This is a genomic window from Streptomyces phyllanthi (assembly GCF_009377205.1).
GTDB classification, from domain to species: domain Bacteria; phylum Actinomycetota; class Actinomycetes; order Streptomycetales; family Streptomycetaceae; genus Streptomyces; species Streptomyces phyllanthi.
Genome location: NZ_VJZE01000168.1, coordinates 1 through 16776 on the forward strand (window position 1 = coordinate 1; position 16776 = coordinate 16776).

General features: G+C 71.8%; 15 protein-coding genes. 11 read left to right on the forward strand and 4 right to left on the reverse strand.

Annotated features, from left to right (window positions below):
- Window positions 1–67: 67 nt before the first annotated feature.
- The 3 genes from FNH04_RS22960 (at window position 68) to FNH04_RS22970 (ending at window position 2421) form a co-directional block, all read left to right on the forward strand.
- Window positions 68–544: a TAXI family TRAP transporter solute-binding subunit gene (locus FNH04_RS22960; protein ID WP_322723587.1), complete on the forward strand. Its 477-nt coding sequence runs from the start codon at window positions 68–70 to the stop codon at window positions 542–544.
- A 265-nt stretch (window positions 545–809) separates the two neighbouring features.
- On the forward strand, window positions 810–1151 hold the full coding sequence (locus FNH04_RS22965) for an ATP-binding protein (RefSeq protein WP_152787178.1): 342 nt from the start codon (window positions 810–812) through the stop codon (window positions 1149–1151).
- A gap of 130 nt (window positions 1152–1281) precedes the next feature.
- Window positions 1282–2421, forward strand: a complete 1140-nt coding sequence (locus tag FNH04_RS22970; protein WP_152787180.1) for a DUF475 domain-containing protein — start codon at window positions 1282–1284, stop codon at window positions 2419–2421.
- Window positions 2422–2565: 144 nt separating this feature from the next.
- Here FNH04_RS22970 and FNH04_RS22975 read toward each other — a convergent pair whose 3' ends face one another.
- Window positions 2566–2823: a hypothetical protein gene (locus FNH04_RS22975; protein WP_152787182.1), complete on the reverse strand. Its 258-nt coding sequence runs from the start codon at window positions 2821–2823 to the stop codon at window positions 2566–2568.
- 381 nt (window positions 2824–3204) lie between these two features.
- Here FNH04_RS22975 and FNH04_RS22980 point away from each other — a divergent pair, with 381 nt between their 5' ends.
- Together FNH04_RS22980 and FNH04_RS22985 are read left to right on the forward strand one after the other, a co-directional pair.
- Window positions 3205–5325, forward strand: a complete 2121-nt coding sequence (locus FNH04_RS22980; RefSeq protein WP_322723588.1) for a xanthine dehydrogenase family protein molybdopterin-binding subunit — start codon at window positions 3205–3207, stop codon at window positions 5323–5325.
- Window positions 5326–5347: 22 nt separating this feature from the next.
- Window positions 5348–5803 carry a (2Fe-2S)-binding protein gene (locus FNH04_RS22985; RefSeq protein ID WP_152787184.1) on the forward strand — a complete coding sequence of 152 codons (456 nt, stop codon included), beginning with the start codon at window positions 5348–5350 and terminating at the stop codon, window positions 5801–5803.
- 39 nt (window positions 5804–5842) lie between these two features.
- Here FNH04_RS22985 and FNH04_RS22990 read toward each other — a convergent pair whose 3' ends face one another.
- On the reverse strand, window positions 5843–6184 hold the full coding sequence (locus tag FNH04_RS22990; RefSeq protein ID WP_152787186.1) for a hypothetical protein: 342 nt from the start codon (window positions 6182–6184) through the stop codon (window positions 5843–5845).
- Between the two features lie 420 nt (window positions 6185–6604).
- Between FNH04_RS22990 and FNH04_RS22995 the strand changes: the two genes are divergently transcribed.
- The 3 genes from FNH04_RS22995 (at window position 6605) to FNH04_RS23005 (ending at window position 10446) form a co-directional block, all read left to right on the forward strand.
- Window positions 6605–6835: a DUF5133 domain-containing protein gene (locus tag FNH04_RS22995; RefSeq protein ID WP_152787188.1), complete on the forward strand. Its 231-nt coding sequence runs from the start codon at window positions 6605–6607 to the stop codon at window positions 6833–6835.
- Window positions 6836–7115: 280 nt separating this feature from the next.
- Window positions 7116–9287 (forward strand): alpha-galactosidase, encoded by a 2172-nt coding sequence (locus FNH04_RS23000; protein ID WP_152787190.1) that lies wholly within the window; start codon window positions 7116–7118, stop codon window positions 9285–9287.
- A 196-nt stretch (window positions 9288–9483) separates the two neighbouring features.
- The gene (locus FNH04_RS23005; protein WP_322723584.1) at window positions 9484–10446 is read left to right on the forward strand and encodes a threonine/serine dehydratase; all 963 of its coding nucleotides are present in this window, start codon (window positions 9484–9486) and stop codon (window positions 10444–10446) included.
- Window positions 10447–10585: 139 nt separating this feature from the next.
- Here FNH04_RS23005 and FNH04_RS23010 read toward each other — a convergent pair whose 3' ends face one another.
- Window positions 10586–11416: a hypothetical protein gene (locus tag FNH04_RS23010; RefSeq protein ID WP_152787194.1), complete on the reverse strand. Its 831-nt coding sequence runs from the start codon at window positions 11414–11416 to the stop codon at window positions 10586–10588.
- A 272-nt stretch (window positions 11417–11688) separates the two neighbouring features.
- On the opposite strand from FNH04_RS23010, the gene FNH04_RS23015 reads away from it, so the two are divergent.
- From FNH04_RS23015 to FNH04_RS23030, 3 genes are all read left to right on the forward strand, one after another.
- Window positions 11689–12915, forward strand: a complete 1227-nt coding sequence (locus tag FNH04_RS23015) for a PP2C family protein-serine/threonine phosphatase (protein WP_152787196.1) — start codon at window positions 11689–11691, stop codon at window positions 12913–12915.
- Window positions 12916–13155: 240 nt separating this feature from the next.
- Window positions 13156–14013 (forward strand): scabin-related ADP-ribosyltransferase, encoded by an 858-nt coding sequence (locus FNH04_RS23020; RefSeq protein WP_194236781.1) that lies wholly within the window; start codon window positions 13156–13158, stop codon window positions 14011–14013.
- A 158-nt stretch (window positions 14014–14171) separates the two neighbouring features.
- On the forward strand, window positions 14172–15125 hold the full coding sequence (locus FNH04_RS23030; protein ID WP_322723586.1) for an expansin EXLX1 family cellulose-binding protein: 954 nt from the start codon (window positions 14172–14174) through the stop codon (window positions 15123–15125).
- Between the two features lie 104 nt (window positions 15126–15229).
- Here the strand turns inward: FNH04_RS23030 and FNH04_RS23035 are convergent.
- The coding region (locus tag FNH04_RS23035) for a SpoIIE family protein phosphatase (protein ID WP_152787198.1) at window positions 15230–16776 on the reverse strand (1547 nt) is incomplete at its 5' end.

The window sequence follows — 16776 nt, forward strand, 5'->3', positions numbered from 1 at the left end:
TCCTGCGGCCACCAGGCGCACGCGGACACAGTGGGCGCCCTGAACGTGCTACGGGCCGGGCTGGTCCATCGCGACGCCAACCCGGCATAGCGAGAAGCCCCCTCGTTCACGAGGGGGAGGAGTCACGAAGGACAGCACCCTGGACGCGCTGTTCTGGTCCGGCGGACTTCCGAGCGGCGGCATCACCGACCTCACGACCAGCCTCAAGGACGACGTACGCCTCATCGACGTCACCCCCCAACTGCCCGCACTGGTCAAGAAGTACGGAGACGTCTACCAGAAGGGCTCCATTCCCGCGGACGTATACAGCCAGCCGAAGGACGTGCCCACAATCGTGGTATCCAACGTGCTGCTGGTGAGGAAGGGCTTCGACCCGGAGCTCGCCGCGAAGATCGTCAAGCTGATCTTCGAGAAGAGGAGCGAGCTGGAGAAGGTGAACGCGGCCGCGACGGAGATCGAGCTCGACCAGGCGCAGGACGTCGCGCCCGTTCCGCTGAACTCCGGCGCGGAGAAGGCCCTGAAGGAGCTGGCCGAGAAGTCCTGAGCCCGCCTCGCGGGCAGGGGGCCGGTCCGGGTGCGTCCACGCCACGGGACCGGCCCCGACCAGGCGGCCCCGCCGGCGCCGACCGCGCCGCCGAGGGGGATCAGACCCCCCCTCGCGGGGCGCGCAGGCGACGAGGGCGCCGTCCTCCTGCGACCGGAGGACCGGCCGGTCTCCCCTCCCTGAGCCCCTTCGTCCCTGGCACCAAGGAACCGGGTCTCCCCGGAGGACCCGGCGACCGTACCCGAGGCCTCGGCTGCTCCTGGCGGTGGTCCGCGACGGGAATCTCCCCCTGGCGGACGAAACGCGGGACGACCTCGGGCTGCTCTCGAGTGAGGTGATCGCCAACGCGGTACGCCACACCACCGGGCCGTGCTCGGTGACGGTGCGCTGGACAGGGGGCCGGCTGCGGGTGGAGGTGACCGACACGGTGGCCGCGCTGCCCGCACCGCGTGGCCGCGAGCCGTACGCCGGGAGCGGCCGGGGCCTGGCGCCGGTCGCGTCCGTGGCGGCGAGCCGGGGCGGCGCCCGCACCGCCACGGGCGGGGTCGTCTGGTTCGAGGTGGCGCCCGCGGTGCCGACCGCAGCCCTTGACCGGCCGGCGTCGTAACGCCGACGACTGCTGGACGCCGACGGCCGCTGGACACCAAAAGGCCGCTGGACGCCGACGGCCTCTGGACGCAGGCGACCGCTGGGTGCCGGGCGTATCACGGAACACTTTGCTCATAGTTGGGATGAAGATGATCTTGCGAACATTCGGCTGGTCGCTCGCCGTCACGGCGGCCGGGCTCGCCTACGCGGCGTGGCAGTGGGGCTGGGAGGCCTTCGGGATCGTACTGATCCTTTCGATCCTGGAGATCTCGCTGTCCTTCGACAACGCGGTGGTCAACGCCGGAATCCTGAAGAAGATGAACGCCTTCTGGCAGAAGGTCTTCCTCACCATCGGCATCATGGTCGCGGTGTTCGGCATGCGGCTGGTCTTCCCGGTCCTGATCGTCGCCATCAGCGCGAAGGTCGGCCCCGTCGAGGCCGTAGAGCTCGCCATCGACAACCCCGACCGGTACGAGGACCTGGTCACCGACGCCCATCCGGCGATCGCGGCCTTCGGCGGCATGTTCCTGCTGATGATCTTCCTCGACTTCGTCTTCGAGGACCGGGACGTCAAGTGGCTCGGCAGGCTGGAGCGCCCGCTGGCCAGACTCGGCAGGATCGACATGCTGTCGGTGTGCGTCGCGCTCATCGTGCTGCTGGTGACCGCGATGACCTTCGCCACCCACGCGCACGTCAGCACGGGCCACGCGGACAAGGCGGCCACGGTGCTGCTCTCCGGCGTCGCAGGCCTGATCACCTACCTCGTCGTGGGCGGCCTGTCCGGCTACTTCGAGGACCGGCTCGAGGAAGAGGAGGAGCGGGAACACGAGACGGGAGAGGGGAAGGGCAAGGAGAAGGCCGGGGCAGGGGGCAAGCCGGTCTCGGCGGCCGGTCTCGCCGGCAAGGCCGCGTTCTTCCTCTTCCTGTACCTCGAGGTCCTGGACGCGTCCTTCTCCTTCGACGGTGTGATCGGTGCCTTCGCCATCACGAACCACATCTTCTGGATGACACTCGGCCTCGGCATCGGCGCCATGTACGTCCGGTCCCTGACGGTCTACCTGGTACGCCAGGGCACCCTCGACGACTACGTCTACCTGGAGCACGGCGCCCACTACGCCATCGGCGCCCTCGCCGCGATCCTGCTGGTCACCATCCAGCACCAGATCAGCGAGATCATCACCGGTCTGATCGGCGTCCTCCTCATCGCGGCCTCCTTCCTGTCGTCCGTCCGCCGCAACAAGGCACTCGCGGCGGAGGAGGACGTGAGCAGAGCCCCGGTGCCGGTCTGATCCGGTTCGGGCTCCAGCACCCCGCTCGGGCTCCACGGATGTGGGACCCCGGCACCGGCAGGCGCCGACACCTCGACGGGTCGGCGCCCGCGGCCTTCCGTACCCCTGGCTGGTGAACCCGCCGCGCGAGCGGCCCCGGGGCGGTCACATCAGCGGCCGCCCAGGTCCCAGCGGCACCTGGGCGGAGTGCACGGGTTCGGCACCCGCACTCGGGGCCGGCCCCTCATAGCACTCGATCAGCAGGTCACCACGCAGGTCGTCGAGTTCACTCAGGGCCTCCTGAAGGAACGCGGCGGCCCACACTTCCAGGGACGAGTCCTGCAACGCCCCGTTCGGCACCCGGCTGAACTCCGGTCCGCCCAGTCCCTGCCACCCGGCCCACGGCTCAGCGGCTGTACGCACGCGCAGGCGATACCAGTAAGCCTGCCGACAGGGCTTCTTCATCAAGCTCCGCTCCAGACACTTTCCAACGGCCCTCACGGCCACCGCCTGCCTCTCCCTCAGTCAACACGACACGACGGCGGCCGCTGAACAGCACCGTTTCCCCGAGCTCGGCCGGGCGTGGCACGGGCACGGTCCGGAGAACCATCACCGTACGCGCTGCCGGTCTTCCCCCACATGCGAGGTCAAGGGCGACCCCGAACCAGCCCGCCCCGGCACGAATTCCGGTAGCTCGGCTTCCGCAGGCAACCCCGAGGAGCGCTCACCCCTCATACCAGTCGAACCACCGGAAGACTCGGAGAGGAGCGTCCGTTGGCCCGTCAGCTGTCCCGCCGGAAGTTCGTGGTCTACTCGCTCGCGGCATCCACGCTGACCGTCGCCGCGCCGCTCGGCTGTGACGCGGCGACGGCGGAAGGCGCCGAGCCCACCGCGGCCGCGACGCGCACCCCGTCCGACGTCCTGGTGACCGGCACCGACGGGGAGATGCTGGTCCTCGAAGTCACCAAGGCCAACAAGGTCGTCGTAAGGCTGCCGCGCGTCGAGGTCGGTCAGGGCGTCACCACCGCGGTCGCCATGATGATCGCCGAGGAGCTGGACGCCCGGCTCGTCGACGTCGCCATCCCGCTCGCCGACGCCCGTACCAAGGGCAACCAGTTCACCGGCGGTTCGAGCTCGGTGAGTTCGCTGTACGGTCCGGCCCGCGAGCTGGCCGCCCTGGCGCGGGCCAAGCTGGTGACCGCGGCGGCCAGGCGCTGGAACCTCCCCGCGCGGTCCCTGCGCACCAGGAACACGAAGGTGATCGCACCGGACGGGCGTTCGGCCACCTTCGGATCGCTGACCGCGAGCGCCGCCAGGATCCGACGCCCGGCCGTGTCGAGCAAGCCCAAGCCGGCGTCCCGGCACCGGGTGATCGGGAAGCCGACGACCCGGATCGACGCCCGGGACATCGTCACCGGCAAGGCCAAGTACGCCGGGGACCTGGCGGTGGCCGGAGCGAAGCCGACCGTGGTGGTCCGGCCGCCGACGCTCGGCGGGAAGCTCGTCTCCGTCGACTCCCGGGTGGCGCGGGCGATGCCGGGCGTCCACGCCGTCGTCAAGGTCGCCGGTGGGGTCGCCGTGGTAGCGGAGTCCTTCCACCACGCCTTCAGGGCGAGGGACGCCCTGCGGATCACCTGGGCCCCGGGCCCGCTCGTGTCGCTCTCCGACGCCGCGATCCGCTCGCGGCTGCGGGCCGCCGTCCCACGGCTCGGCGATCCGCCGCGCGGGTCGACGCAGACGGAGGGCGAGTTCGAGTTCGCCTTCGTCAGCCACGCCCCGATGGAGGTGCTGACCGCGGTGGCGGACGTACGCGCGAACCGCGCCGAGATCTGGTTCTCCTCCCAGACGCCGATGGACGCGCGGGCCAGCATCGCCTCGGCGGTCGGGCTGCCCGAGTCGAAGGTGAAGGTCCACGTCATGCGAGGCGGCGGCTCCTTCGGCCGGCGGCTCAACCACGACGCCGCGATCGAGGCGGCCCTCATCTCGAAGGCGGCACGCCGGCCGGTCAAGCTGATGTGGAGCCGCGCCGACGACATACGGCACGGCAGGATGCGCCCGGCCAGCCACCACCGGATCCGGGCCAGTCACGCACGGGGCCGGGTGGTGGCGTTCACCCACGCGACGGCCTCGGTGAGCGAGTCGTACGAGGGACAGGGCCTGTCCGCCCAGGGATCTGCCCAGGGGCCCGCCCAGGGCCGGGTGACCCCGGCCGTCGCACGCGCCGCCGGTCCGCTGCCCAGCGACAGCGGCCTGTACAACTTCGGCCGTGTCTCCGGGGATTCGGGCTCGGTCGAACTGGCGATACCCCTCGGCGCCTGGCGGTCGGTGGACTCCGGGACGATGCGGACCGCGGAGGAGATCGTCGTCGACGAGGTCGCGAGGAGCCTGGGCAAGGACCCGGTCGCCTTCCGGCGCACCACACTCAGGGACAAGGCCGTCAAAGCCGTGCTCGACAAGGTCGCGGACGCCGGTGACTGGGGCCGGACACTGCCGGCCGGCCAGGCGCAGGGCGTCGCCGTCCATGAGGAGTACGGATCCTGTGTGGCCTGCCTGGTCGAGATCGACGCCGCCGACCCGAAGAACCCCCGGGTGACCAAGGTGGTGATGGCGGCCGACGTCGGAACGGCCGTCAACCCGCGCGGCCTCGAGGCCCAGCTCATGGGCACCGCGATCGACGGCATCTCCACCGTCCTCCAGGCCGGTCTGCACATCGACCGGGGTGCCGTCCGCGAGAGCAGCTACGCAGACTTCCACTACGCCCGCCAGCGGCACGCCCCGCTGAGCTTCGAGGCGCACATCATGCCCTCCCGGCGGGAACCGGGCGGGGCGGGCGAACTCGGCGTTCCGGCCGCGGCCGGCGCCGTCGCCAACGCCTATGCCCGGGCGACCGGCACCAAGCCCCGCCGCTTCCCCCTCAACTTCTGACCCGACCTCCGAGAAGGTGCCGATGCCCTCCTACTCCTTCGTCCTCAACGGGAAGCCGGTCACCGTCGAGGCCCCGGCCGACATGCCGCTGCTGTGGGTCCTGCGGGACATGCTGAACGTCACAGGCCCCAAGTACGGCTGTGGCGTGGGTGTCTGCCGTGCCTGTACGAGTCATCTCGACGGCGGGGAGATCCAGCCCTGTGTCGTGCGGGTCGCGGACTGCGCGAACCGCGAGGTCACCACGATCGAAGGCCTGGCCGACGGCGACACACTGCACCCCGTGCAGCAGGCATGGCTCGACCGCGATGTCGCGCAGTGCGGCTTCTGCCAGCCGGGCCAGATCATGGCCGCGGCAGCCCTGCTGAAGAAGACTCCCCATCCGACCGACGCCGACATCGACGACATCGAGAACGTGTGCCGCTGCGGTACGTACTCCCGGATCCGCGAAGCGATCAAGAAGGCCGCGGCGAACGGCTGACGCCCGCGGCCGTTCGTCGACGTCGGTTCCCGACCCTGCTCACAGACCGATGACCCAGAGCATGAAGACGAGGGACACCGCGCACACGAGCACGCCGAACACCACTGCCCGCACCTCACGGCGCAGTGCGCGAACGCCGGGCCACCAGCGCAGGGCAGTGATCAACGCCAGGGAAGCACCCAGGAAGAGAAACTCCCGACTGTGGACACCGAGGGGGACGTCGTCGCTGCCGAACATCCACTCGCGCAGGAAGAGCGCGGTGAAGAGGCCGTTGAAGAGCGCCAGCGCCGCCAGCACCCACAGCGGCACGGCCAGGAGAAGACACAGTGCGGTGGTCCGCTGTTGCTTCCCTTGTCGCTTCCGTCGTGCGGTGATCTCCATTGGTATCCCCCTGGCCTCTGGTGTCGGCACCGTCGGCACCGTCGGCGCCGACACCACGGTGGGGCATCGGGGTGCCCGCTGTCCTGAGTAGGAGGACTCATATCGCCCGCCTTTCCGCAGGGGGCGACCCTTTCGCGCGACCATGCCCGGTGACCGTGCCCGGTGACGGCACCGGGTCCGGTGGGGCCGGTTTGAGCCCCTGCGACTAGGGCATTCGGCCCGGCAGGTGCTTGGGATCACAGGCCCACCGCGGGAGCGGCCGAGAACGGCTGCCCTCTGGTGTGCGCCGTCCGGAGCCCTCCCCTCCGGATTCGAGCCGACGGCCCTCGGCGCCGCCACATCGGCGGAGGCTCACATGCCCACCAGGTATCGGGCACCACAGGCCCTCACCCCCCACCCCGTGTAAAAGGAGCAGCTCCCATGCTCATGGCTCACCCCGCAGTCCTCGCCGACCTGCTCGAGCAGTACAAGAGCCTGTACGCGCTCAACGCAGAGGAAGGCGGCACCGAGGCGCGCCTGCGCCTGGACGACGTCTCGTACACCCTGTGCATCGCCACCGGCACCCGCGACATCGACGCCGCGCTGACAGCCGCCCGCCGTAGGCTCCTCGGCGCCCGCGCAGAAGACGGATCCGTGCCGGCCGACGTCTGACGCCCCTGCCGGGGTCCGGCCACCACGGCCGGGCCCCGCTGAGGGCTCTCGCAGTGGCTGGGGTTCGGCCTTGGCGAGGTCGTGGTCGGCGGTCGTGGTCCCGAATACAGGCGGCCTTGCGGCTCCTGTCCGGGGCCCGAGTGGCTGCCGGGGCTTGTGTGACCGGTCACACCCATGCAAGGATTGTGAACGATCACAATCACGCGAAAGACCGCGAAAAACCCGCGAAAGGCCCCGCCCCGCAGCCGCGAAAGACCGCACCCCGGAGAAGGGAACCGCGTTGACTACCGCTGTCGAAGCAGCTGAGAGGTCTCTTCTCTGGTCCCATGACGCCCTCGGGCTGCACGCCATCGCGGACTCCGCCGGGTCGGTCAGACTGGGCGCGCCCGGACAGGACTGGGACTCCCTGCTCCCCCTCGTTGAGGTCACCCTCACCGGCCACGGTCGCACCTGGTCGGGGGAGCGCTTCATCGACAGCGCCATCGGCGGCCGCCTGACCCACCGCGGCCACGAGACGGTTCAGGACGAGGGCGGGCAGTGCACCACCATCCGGCTGGCGGACCCGGTGACCGGCCTGGCCGCCGACATCACCCTGCGGACACGGCCCGGCGCCGGCTTCCTGCGCTCGCAGGTGCGCCTGGTCAACGAGGGCAGCGCCCCGCTCCGGCTGGAGAGCGTGTCGACCCTGGCCCTCGGCGGCATCGTGGACGCCGGGGGAGCTCTCGACGGCCTGACCCTCCACTGGGCGGACAACGACTGGCTCGCCGAGTGCCGTTGGCGGCACGCCGCGTTCCGTGACCACATCGTCTCCCTGAACCGGTCCGCCCACGGCCACGAGGGACGCGGCTGCTTCGAGCGGTACTCGCAGGGAAGCTGGTCCACCGGACGGCACCTGCCGATCGCCGCGCTCACCGATCAGGCGGGTCGCGCCTGGCTCTGGCAGGTCGAGTCCAGCGCGGGCTGGCGCTACGAGACCGGCGAACGGGAAGGCGCCGCCTACGTCGCGCTGTTCGGACCCGACGACGCCCATCACCAGTGGCGAGAGACCCTGGAGCCCGGCCAGGAGTTCACCACCGTCCCGGCCGTCCTCGTCGGGGCCCGGGCCGGCGGTCTGGACGCCGCGTTCGGCGAACTCACCGCCTACCGCCGCCGTACGCGCCGCGGCCACCCGGACCACACGGCACTTCCGGTGATCTACAACGACTACATGAACACCCTGATGGGTGACCCCACCACCGACAAGCTCATGCCGCTCATCGAGGCGGCGGGCTCCGCCGGCGCCGAGGTCTTCGTCATCGACGCCGGCTGGTACGACGACGACGCCCAGGGCTGGTGGGACGCCGTCGGCGCCTGGGACGCCTCCGCCAGTCGCTTCCCGGGCGGTATCCAGCAGGTCCTGGACGCCATCAGGTCGCACGGAATGACCCCCGGACTCTGGCTGGAGCCCGAAGTGGTCGGCGTGCGCAGCCCGCTGGCCCGCACCCTGCCGGACGAGGCCTTCTTCCGCCGGGGCGGAGTCCGCGTCACCGAGCACGGCCGCCACCACCTGGACCTGCGCCATCCCGCCGCCCGCGCCCACCTCGACCGGGTCGTCGACCGGATCGTGGGCGACTGGGGTGTGGGCTATCTGAAGCTCGACTACAACGTCAACATCGGTCCCGGCACCGAGCACGGTGCCGAAAGCGCGGGCGCCGGCCTGCTCGGGCACCACCGTGCGCACCTCGACTGGCTCGGCTCCCTCCTCGACCGGCACCCCGGCCTCGTCCTGGAGAACTGCGCGTCGGGCGGGCTGCGCATGGACCACGCGCAGCTCGCGGTCGTCCAGCTGCAGTCCACCAGCGACCAGCAGGACCCGCTGCGCTATCCGCCCATCGCGGCCGCGGCCGCCACAGCGGTGACCCCCGAGCAGGCCGCCGTGTGGGCCTATCCCCAGCCGCACTTCAGCCTGGACGAGATCGCCTTCACCCTCACCGGCGCGCTGTCGGGCCGTATCCATCTGTCCGGGTTCCTCGACCGCATGAACGCGGAGCAGTTCGAACTCGTACGCTCGGCCGTCTCCGTCTACAAGGCCATCCGCTCGGAGATCCCCGACAGCCGTCCGTTCTGGCCGCTCGGGCTTCCCTCGTGGGAGGACACCTGGATCGCCTCCGGCCGGCGCGGCGACGCCGCCACCTGGCTCACCCTGTGGCGACGGGGGCAGGCCAACGACGAGCGAGGCGGAGTCCCGCGCCCACGGGACCGGGGCGGAGCCGACGACAGCACCCGAGCCTTCACGATCTCCCACCTGCGCGGAGCCGACCTCCGTCCCATGCTGCTCTACCCCGCCACCTCCGACGCCACCGCGCTCTGGGACCCCGCCGAGGGACAGCTCACCGTCTCCCTGCCCCGCCCCGACACCGCCGTACTCCTGCGCCTCGGCGCGGCGCCGACGGCACGGGGCCGCGAGGCCTGACGAGGCCACGAGCAGCAGGGCGCAACGCCCCGCGGGACATCGTCGCGGGCGTCGAGGAAGCCGACAGGGAGTCGGCCTCCCGCGCGATCGACGCCGTCGAACTCGTCGGCCGGACCGCACGTGGACCGGTGGGCATCCGCCCGGCCGGCCACTGAGAGGGTGGAGGTGTCGTTCACCCCATGACAGGAGCCACGAAGTGCACCAGCTCACCTACGGCGACATCAAGGCCGCCAAGGACCGGATCGCGGGGCGTGTCCGTCGTGTCACCCTCGCGCCGGTCGACCCGGGGGACCACGAGGTCTGGCTGGCGCTGGAGTACATGCAGCACACCGGCAGCTTCAAGGCCCGCGGCGCGCAGAACTTCATCCAGGCCCACCGCGAGGCCGGCACCCTTCCCGACGCCGGAGTGACGATCGCCTCCGGAGGCAACGCCGGGATGGCCTGCGCGTGGGCAGCCCAGCAGCAGGGCGTGCGAGCCACCGTGTTCCTGCCGGCCACCGCCCCGGCGGTGAAGGTGGCCAAGCTCCGCTCGTACGGTGCCGATGTACGTCTCGTCGGCGCGGAGTACGCCGAGGCCCTGGCCGCGTGCGAGGACTTCGCCGCCACGGCCGGGGCGCTCGCCTCGCACGCCTACGACCACCCGCTGATCGCCGCCGGGGCCGGCACGCTGCTGGAGGAGATCCAGGCCCGGATCCCCGGCCTGGACACGGTGGTGGTCGCCGTCGGTGGCGGAGGCCTGTTCGCCGGGATCGCCACCGCCGCCCAGCACCGTGGCATCCGTACCGTCGCGGTCGAGCCGCGGAACTGCCGCGCGCTGCACGCGGCCATCGAGGCCGGCCGTCCGGTCGATGTCCCCGTGGACTCCGTCGCCGCCGACTCCCTCGGCGCCCGCCGGATCTCCGCCATGGCCCTGCACGCCGCTCAGCAGGACGGCGTCCACCCCGTGCTCGTACCGGACGACGAGATCGTCCGCGCCCGCCAGGCCCTGTGGGACCACCACAGGGTGGCGGTCGAGCACGCCGCCGCCACCGCGCTCGCCGCGCTCACCATGCCGACGGGGCACGGCTACCGCCCCGGCGACGGAGAGAAGGTCGCCGTCGTGCTGTGCGGCGCCAACACCGACCCGACTGACCTGGTCCATCAGCCGAACGGCGGCTGAGGCCGAGCGGAACGGCCTAGTCTCCTCCCGCACACCGACTGATGAACCGGGCACCGTACCGTCCACGCGGGCCCGTGACCGACACGCAGGGCGACGGGGCGACGGGGCGACGGGGCGACGGGGCGCAGTGCCCACGTGTCTACGCGCTGTGCTGCTCCGCCTCGCCGAAGCGGGCCAGAGTGAGTGCGCCCGCGATCGAGAGCGCGAACCCGGCCGCCGCGAGCGACCCGAGCCCGTGCCGGGTGCTGTCTCCCAGCCAGACGATGCCGAAGACCGCGGGCCCGACGGTCTGGCCGATGACCATCGCCGCGGTGGCGGCGGTGACCGCACCCGACTGGAGGGCCCCGATCAGCAGCAGGTAGCCGGAGATCCCGGAGACGACCACGGCGTACGCCGCCGGATCGGCGAGGATGTCCGGCACGGTCAGGCCCGGCAGGAACCGGGCGGCGATGGCCACCAGGCCGAAACCGGCCCCCGCCATACCGCCCAGCACGGCGGCACGGTGGCGCATCCTGCCGAAGCGGGCGCTCACCGCCCAGCCCAGTACCGCCAGTCCGACCGAGGCTGCCAGTACCGCGAGCCGCATCGTCTCGTCGCCGTCGTTGCCCGTCTCGCGGCCCGCCGCGACCGCCATCAGCGCGAGCCCGCAGCACACCGCGCCCACCGCCGCCCATTCCACCCGCCGCAGCCGGATGTGCAACATGCCCGCCGCGACGACCGCGGTGACCGCCAGGGACCCGGCGACCGCCGCTTCCACCAGGAAGAGCGGGACCGAGCGCAGGGAGAGCAGTTCGGACACGAAGCCCAGCGTGTCGAGAGCGAGCCCGACGAGGAACGGCCACTGCCATGTGGCCCGCACCGCCGCCCCCGGCCCCTCGGCGGCCACCGCCCGCGCGCCGAGCGCCTGGAAGACGGTCGCCGTTCCCATCAGGACGGCGGCGCAGAGTGCGAGGAGCAGGCCGAGTTCCATGTCCGCACGTTAATGGGCCAGGAGCATGTCGGCCGGGAAGGCGGCGGTCCGGGATCGCGGAGGGGCAGAGGAGGGCCGAGAGGCAGAGGAGGTCCGAGAGACACAGGGGGACCGAGAGACACAGGGGGACCGAGAGACACAGGGGGACCGAGAGGCACAGGGGTATCGAGGTCTGCCAGGACCCGAAGGGAGCTGTGCCCGGGCCTCACGGCGCGGTCGCTCCTATCGTGGTGAAACAGGAATCCGACGTTCGGCTCCGAGGCAGGCAGCACATGAGGCAACCGCAGATCGACTACGCGGCGGTCTTCCACGGCCTCCCCGGCATGGTGGCGCTCCTCACGCCGGAGCTGGTGTACGTCGACGTCAACGAGGACTTCGAGCGGCTGGCGGGCCGCACCCGTGAGCAGCTGCTGGGCCGCTACATCTTCGACGTCTTCCCCGAGAACCCGAACGAACCGGCCGCGGCGGGCATGCGGGAGACCCAGGCGTCGATGCTGCGTGCGGTGGCCACCGGCGAGCGCGACACCATGGCCGTGCTCCGCTACGACATCGAGGACGCCGCGCGGCCCGGCCACTGGCAGGAGCACTTCTGGAGCCCCGTCAACGCGCCCATCCTCGGCCCCGACGGGCGGGTGGTGCTGATCGTGCACCGGGTGGAGGAGGTCACCGAACTCATCCGGGCCCGCGGCGGCCCGGGCGGCGACAGCCGGGCACGCGTGCTGGAGGCCGAGCTGTACACCCGCGCCAGGGAACTGCAGGAGGTCAACGAACGCCTGCGCCAGGCGCACGCCCGCGAACAAGGGGTCGCCCTGGCCCTGCAGGCGGCCCTGCTGCCCGCACCCCGGCCCCTGCACCATCAGGCAGCCGTGCGCTACCAGCCCGCCATCGACGCCCTGAACGTGTGCGGCGACTGGTACGACCTGGCCGACCTGCCCGGCGACCGTGTCGCAGTCGCCGTCGGAGATGTCGTCGGCCACGGGCTGGCCGCCGCCTGCGTCATGGGACAGCTGCGCAGCGCGCTGAGCGCGGCAGCCCGCGTCACCGACGGCCCGGCGCAGGCCCTGGAGGCCCTCGACATGTACGCCCGTTCCGTCGACGGCGCCGAGACGACCACCACGGCGATGGCCTTCATCGACTGGGGCGGCAACACCATCACCTACAGCAGTGCGGGCCACCCTCCGCCCGCCCTGCTCGACCCCGAGGGCACCGTGGTCTTCCTCGACCAGGCCACCGACCCGCCGCTCGGCGCAGGCCCCGAACACGTCCCCCGCCCCCAGGCCCGTACGTCCTTCACCGAAGGCGCCACCCTGGTCCTGTACACCGACGGCCTGATCGAGCGCCGTACCGAGGACATCGACACCGGCCTGGCACGCCTCGCCGACTCCCTCAGCCGCCACCGGCAGCTCGACCCCGAGACCCTGGCCGACGCCCTCCTCGCCGACCTTCTCCCATCCACCGGCACCTCCGACGACACCGCCCTGATCGTCCTCCGCCTGTGACCCGCACCGGACTCGTCATCATCCCCTGAGCCGCCGCGTGAACATCGGGGCACCTCGTCCTGCGGCTGCGCGTGCGCCGATCCGGCGCCGGTCGGCCGAGGACGTCACCGAGGCCCGCCACGCCTGGCGGGGGACGTGGGAGGCGCCCGCGAGTGACTGTGACGGACACCGGTCGGGAACGCTCCGGATTGCGGCTAGGAACCGGGAGTCATGTGTGCCGAGTGATGGGCTGGCCCGACCATGAAGACCGCGTTGTTGAAGACCGCGTTCCGTACCGCTTCCACCGTCACCGTTCTCGCCGCTTCGCTGGCGTTGACCTCGCCCGCCGGTGCCGCGTCGGATCCGCCGTTCCCGGGAACCCCGGAGCAGATCCGGGACACCGGGCCCTGCGGCCCGACCGGTGCGTTCAAGGTGTCGGACTGGGCGCAGACCACGACGGACAGCGGGATCCGGCGGCAGGTGAACCTCGCCTCGATGCGCGAGGGCTGGTACTGGCGTCACGACGACAACACGCTGTGGCGGGGGGACACCCGGACCGACCCGGAGCCGATCTTCCGGGACGGCCTCACCCCGTTCGGCGACGACCTCACCCCGCTGGCGGAGTGGATCACCGGGGGCGGCGGGCAGAACACCGCGCACCTCAGCACCAGTTGCGACCGGTGGGTGGCGCAGTACTTCGCCACGTCGGGCGCCAACAACCCCCAGCACACCGGCTGGGTGTACGCGATCCAGGCGCCCGGCGGGATCGATGTGAACGCCACCGCGCGGATGACCGGCATCCAGTCGCCGTACCTGTGGAACAAGGAGATCGACTTCCCCGGCGGTGTCCAGGGCCGGTTCATCCAGGGGGCGTGCCAGTACCAGTGGATCCGCCCCGAGGCGGGGAAGCCCGACATCTACAAGCTCCTCGGCTGCCGGGCGAACAGCCGCTTCAACCCCGCCGTCGGTGCGGCCAAGCCCGCGGCGGGCGTGCCCAAGCCCGTGGTGCCCAGGCCCGCAGCCGGTGAGACCAAGCCCGCGGCGAAGCCTGCGGTGGCCAAGCCTGCGGTGGCCAAGCCCGCGGCCGACTCGTCGCGCCGGGTGGGCGCGCGGTCGTAGAACGCCGGCCCGTTCCGGCCCGTTCCGGTGTGTTCCGGTCTGTTCCGGCCGGCTCGGCAACCTTTTCGGCCCCGGCGGCCACTGATGGGTCGTAGGCTCCCTTCACTGGAGCCTCACACCGCACACGTGTTCTCCCGAACCACGTAAGGACCTCATCCGTGGCGAGCCATTCCCGGCGCCGTTCTCCCCATGAGCGGCGCACCGTTCTCATATCCGCCGCCGTGGCGGCCGTCGTGCTCGTCATATCCCTGTTCGTGGCCTTCCGTCCCGACGGCGGGGGCGATGACGGGCGCGGGGCCGCCGCGTCGGTGGCCGGTACCCGGGTGACCGAGTCGCCCACGGCGCCGGGGCGGAAGCCGTCCACCGCGTCCCCGTCACCCTCGGCGTCTCCGACCGCGTCAGCCCGTACGACCAAGCCGGCGCCCACCGCGACCACCCCCAAGGCGCGGCCACCGGCCGAGCCCGCCCCGCAGAAGGCCTCCGGCGCTGCACCGTTGGCGGGACGGATCAAGCCCGGCGCCACCTACCGGGGAGTCGCCACCCTGTACGACGCCGGGAACGGCGACGGTGCCTGCTCGTACGGCCCCAGCGACGACCTCATGATCGCGGCGATGAACACCACCGACTACGAGGTGTCCAAGGCGTGCGGAGCCTCCGTGCTCGTCCGCGCGGCCGACGGAGCCACCGTCACGGTCCGGATCACCAACGAGTGCCCGCTGCCCTGCGCACCCGGCCAACTCGACCTCAGCGCACAGGCCTTCGCCAAGCTCGCCGACCCGTCCCGCGGTCGGATCCCGATCACCTGGAGCCTGCTGAGCCCCGGCAAGCCCGACACGCTCTCCGTCCGGTACAAGACCGGCTCCAGCCAGTACTGGTGCGGCATCCAGGTGCTCGGCCACCGGAACCCGCTGGCGCGCCTGGAGGTGCGCACCGGTGGCGGCTGGACCCGGCTGACCCGTACCGAATACAACTACTTCCTCTCCGAACAGGGCGGCGGATGCGGTGGCGCGATCAGGATCACCGACATCTACGGAGAACGACTGACCGTCGACGGGATCGCGCTACGCCCGAACGTCGTCCAGCCGACCCGCGTCCAGTTCGCCGGACACTGATCCGAGAATTCACCGTCTCGTTTCCGTGGCCGCCGGTCGGGCAGCTCCCTCACGCAGCCCATCCGCCGGGGGTGCGTGGCCGTTCCTCAGCCGTGGGCCGTTCCTCAGCCGTGGCCGGTCCGGCCGTGCTCCTGGTCGCCGGGCAGTGGCTGTTCGAACCAGACCACCTTGCCCGTGCTCACCCTCGTCGCCCCCCAGCGCCGCGCCAGCTGGTCGACCAGGAACAGCCCTCGGCCGCCCTCGTCGCTCAGAAGGGCGTGCCGCATCCTCGGGACCTGTGACGAGTCGTCGCCGACCTCGCAACGGAGCACGTCCGTGCGGAGCAGCCGCAGGGTGATCGGCTTGGAGGCGAAGCGTACGGCGTTCGCCACCACCTCGCTGACCAGGAGCTCGGTCGACTCCAGCAGGGAGTCGAGACCCCAGTGGCGCAGTGTCCTGCGGGTCAGCCGGCGGGCCTGGCTCGCGGTCTGCGGACGCGGAGCCATGTACCAGTACGCGACGGTCTCCGGCAGGATGCCCTCGAACCGGGCGGCGAGCAGCGCGATGTCGTCGTCCCGCTCCCGGGTGCCCAGGGTGCCCAGCGCCTGGTCGCACAGCATCTCCAGCGCCGGGGGCGCCGGCCCGGGGGCGGCGGTGTGCAGGTGCGCGCGCAGCCGCTCCACCCCGGTCAGTACGTCCGAGTCGCGGGACTCGACGAGGCCGTCGGTGTACATCAGCAGGGTCGCTCCGGCGGGCGCGTGCATCTCGGTGGACTCGAACATGCCGCTACCGACACCGATCGGCGCTCCGGGCGGGACCCACAGCACCTCCCCGCTGCCGTCCGGGTGCAGGAGCACCGGGGGCGGGTGGCCGGCGTTGGCCACCAGCAGCCGGTGCAGTACGGGGTCGTACATCGCGTACAGGCAGGTCGCCATGTGCTCGCTGCCCAGGCGCTCCGCCTGCTCGTCGAGATGGTGCAGGACCTCGTCCGGGGGCAGGTCGAGGCCGGCCAGGGTCTGCACGATGGTGCGCAGCTGGCCCATGATCGCGGCCGAGGTCATGGAGTGGCCCATCACGTCGCCGATCACCAGGGCGACGCGGTTGCCGGGCAGGGGGATCGCGTCGTACCAGTCGCCGCCGACCTGCGCGGTCCGTGAGGCCGGCAGATACCGGCTGGCCAGCCGGACTCCGGGCGGGGCGGGCAGCGACGGAGGGAGCATCGTGCGCTGGATCGCGTCCGCGACGGATGCCTCGCGCACGTACAGCACCGCCTTGTCGATCCCGAGCGCGGTGTGCGTGGCGAGCTGGGAGGCGACGAGCAGGTCGGCGCCGGTGAAGTCCGGCCGGCCGGGTCCGCGGACGAGGAGGACGCTGCCCATGACATGGCTGCGGCCGTGCAGCGGAGCGAGAATCAGCCGCCGCCCGGGCGGCACCGTGCCGGGAACGCTCGCCGTGTCCAGCAACTCGGCCACGGCGGAGGCGATGCCCTGGGTGTTCGCGAACACCGGCTGTCCGCTTCGCAGCAGCTCGATGAGCCGATCGGCGGCAGCCGGACGAACGACCCCCGCCGCCTGGACAGGACCCGCGGCCGGTGGGGGAGACGCGGCCGGTGGGGGGCCCGCGGCCGGTGGGAGAGACGCGGCCGGTGGGGGATGTGAGGCCGGTGGGGGAG

Coding starts and splice junctions, on each gene's coding strand:
- FNH04_RS23020 (WP_194236781.1), top strand. CDS start 13,156: ATGAAGACCGCGTTGTTGAAGACCGCGTTCCGTACCGCTTCCACCGTC.
- FNH04_RS23010 (WP_152787194.1), bottom strand. CDS start 11,416: ATGGAACTCGGCCTGCTCCTCGCACTCTGCGCCGCCGTCCTGATGGGA.
- FNH04_RS22995 (WP_152787188.1), top strand. CDS start 6,605: ATGCTCATGGCTCACCCCGCAGTCCTCGCCGACCTGCTCGAGCAGTAC.
- FNH04_RS23015 (WP_152787196.1), top strand. CDS start 11,689: ATGAGGCAACCGCAGATCGACTACGCGGCGGTCTTCCACGGCCTCCCC.
- FNH04_RS22970 (WP_152787180.1), top strand. CDS start 1,282: ATGATCTTGCGAACATTCGGCTGGTCGCTCGCCGTCACGGCGGCCGGG.
- FNH04_RS22990 (WP_152787186.1), bottom strand. CDS start 6,184: ATGGAGATCACCGCACGACGGAAGCGACAAGGGAAGCAACAGCGGACC.
- FNH04_RS22985 (WP_152787184.1), top strand. CDS start 5,348: ATGCCCTCCTACTCCTTCGTCCTCAACGGGAAGCCGGTCACCGTCGAG.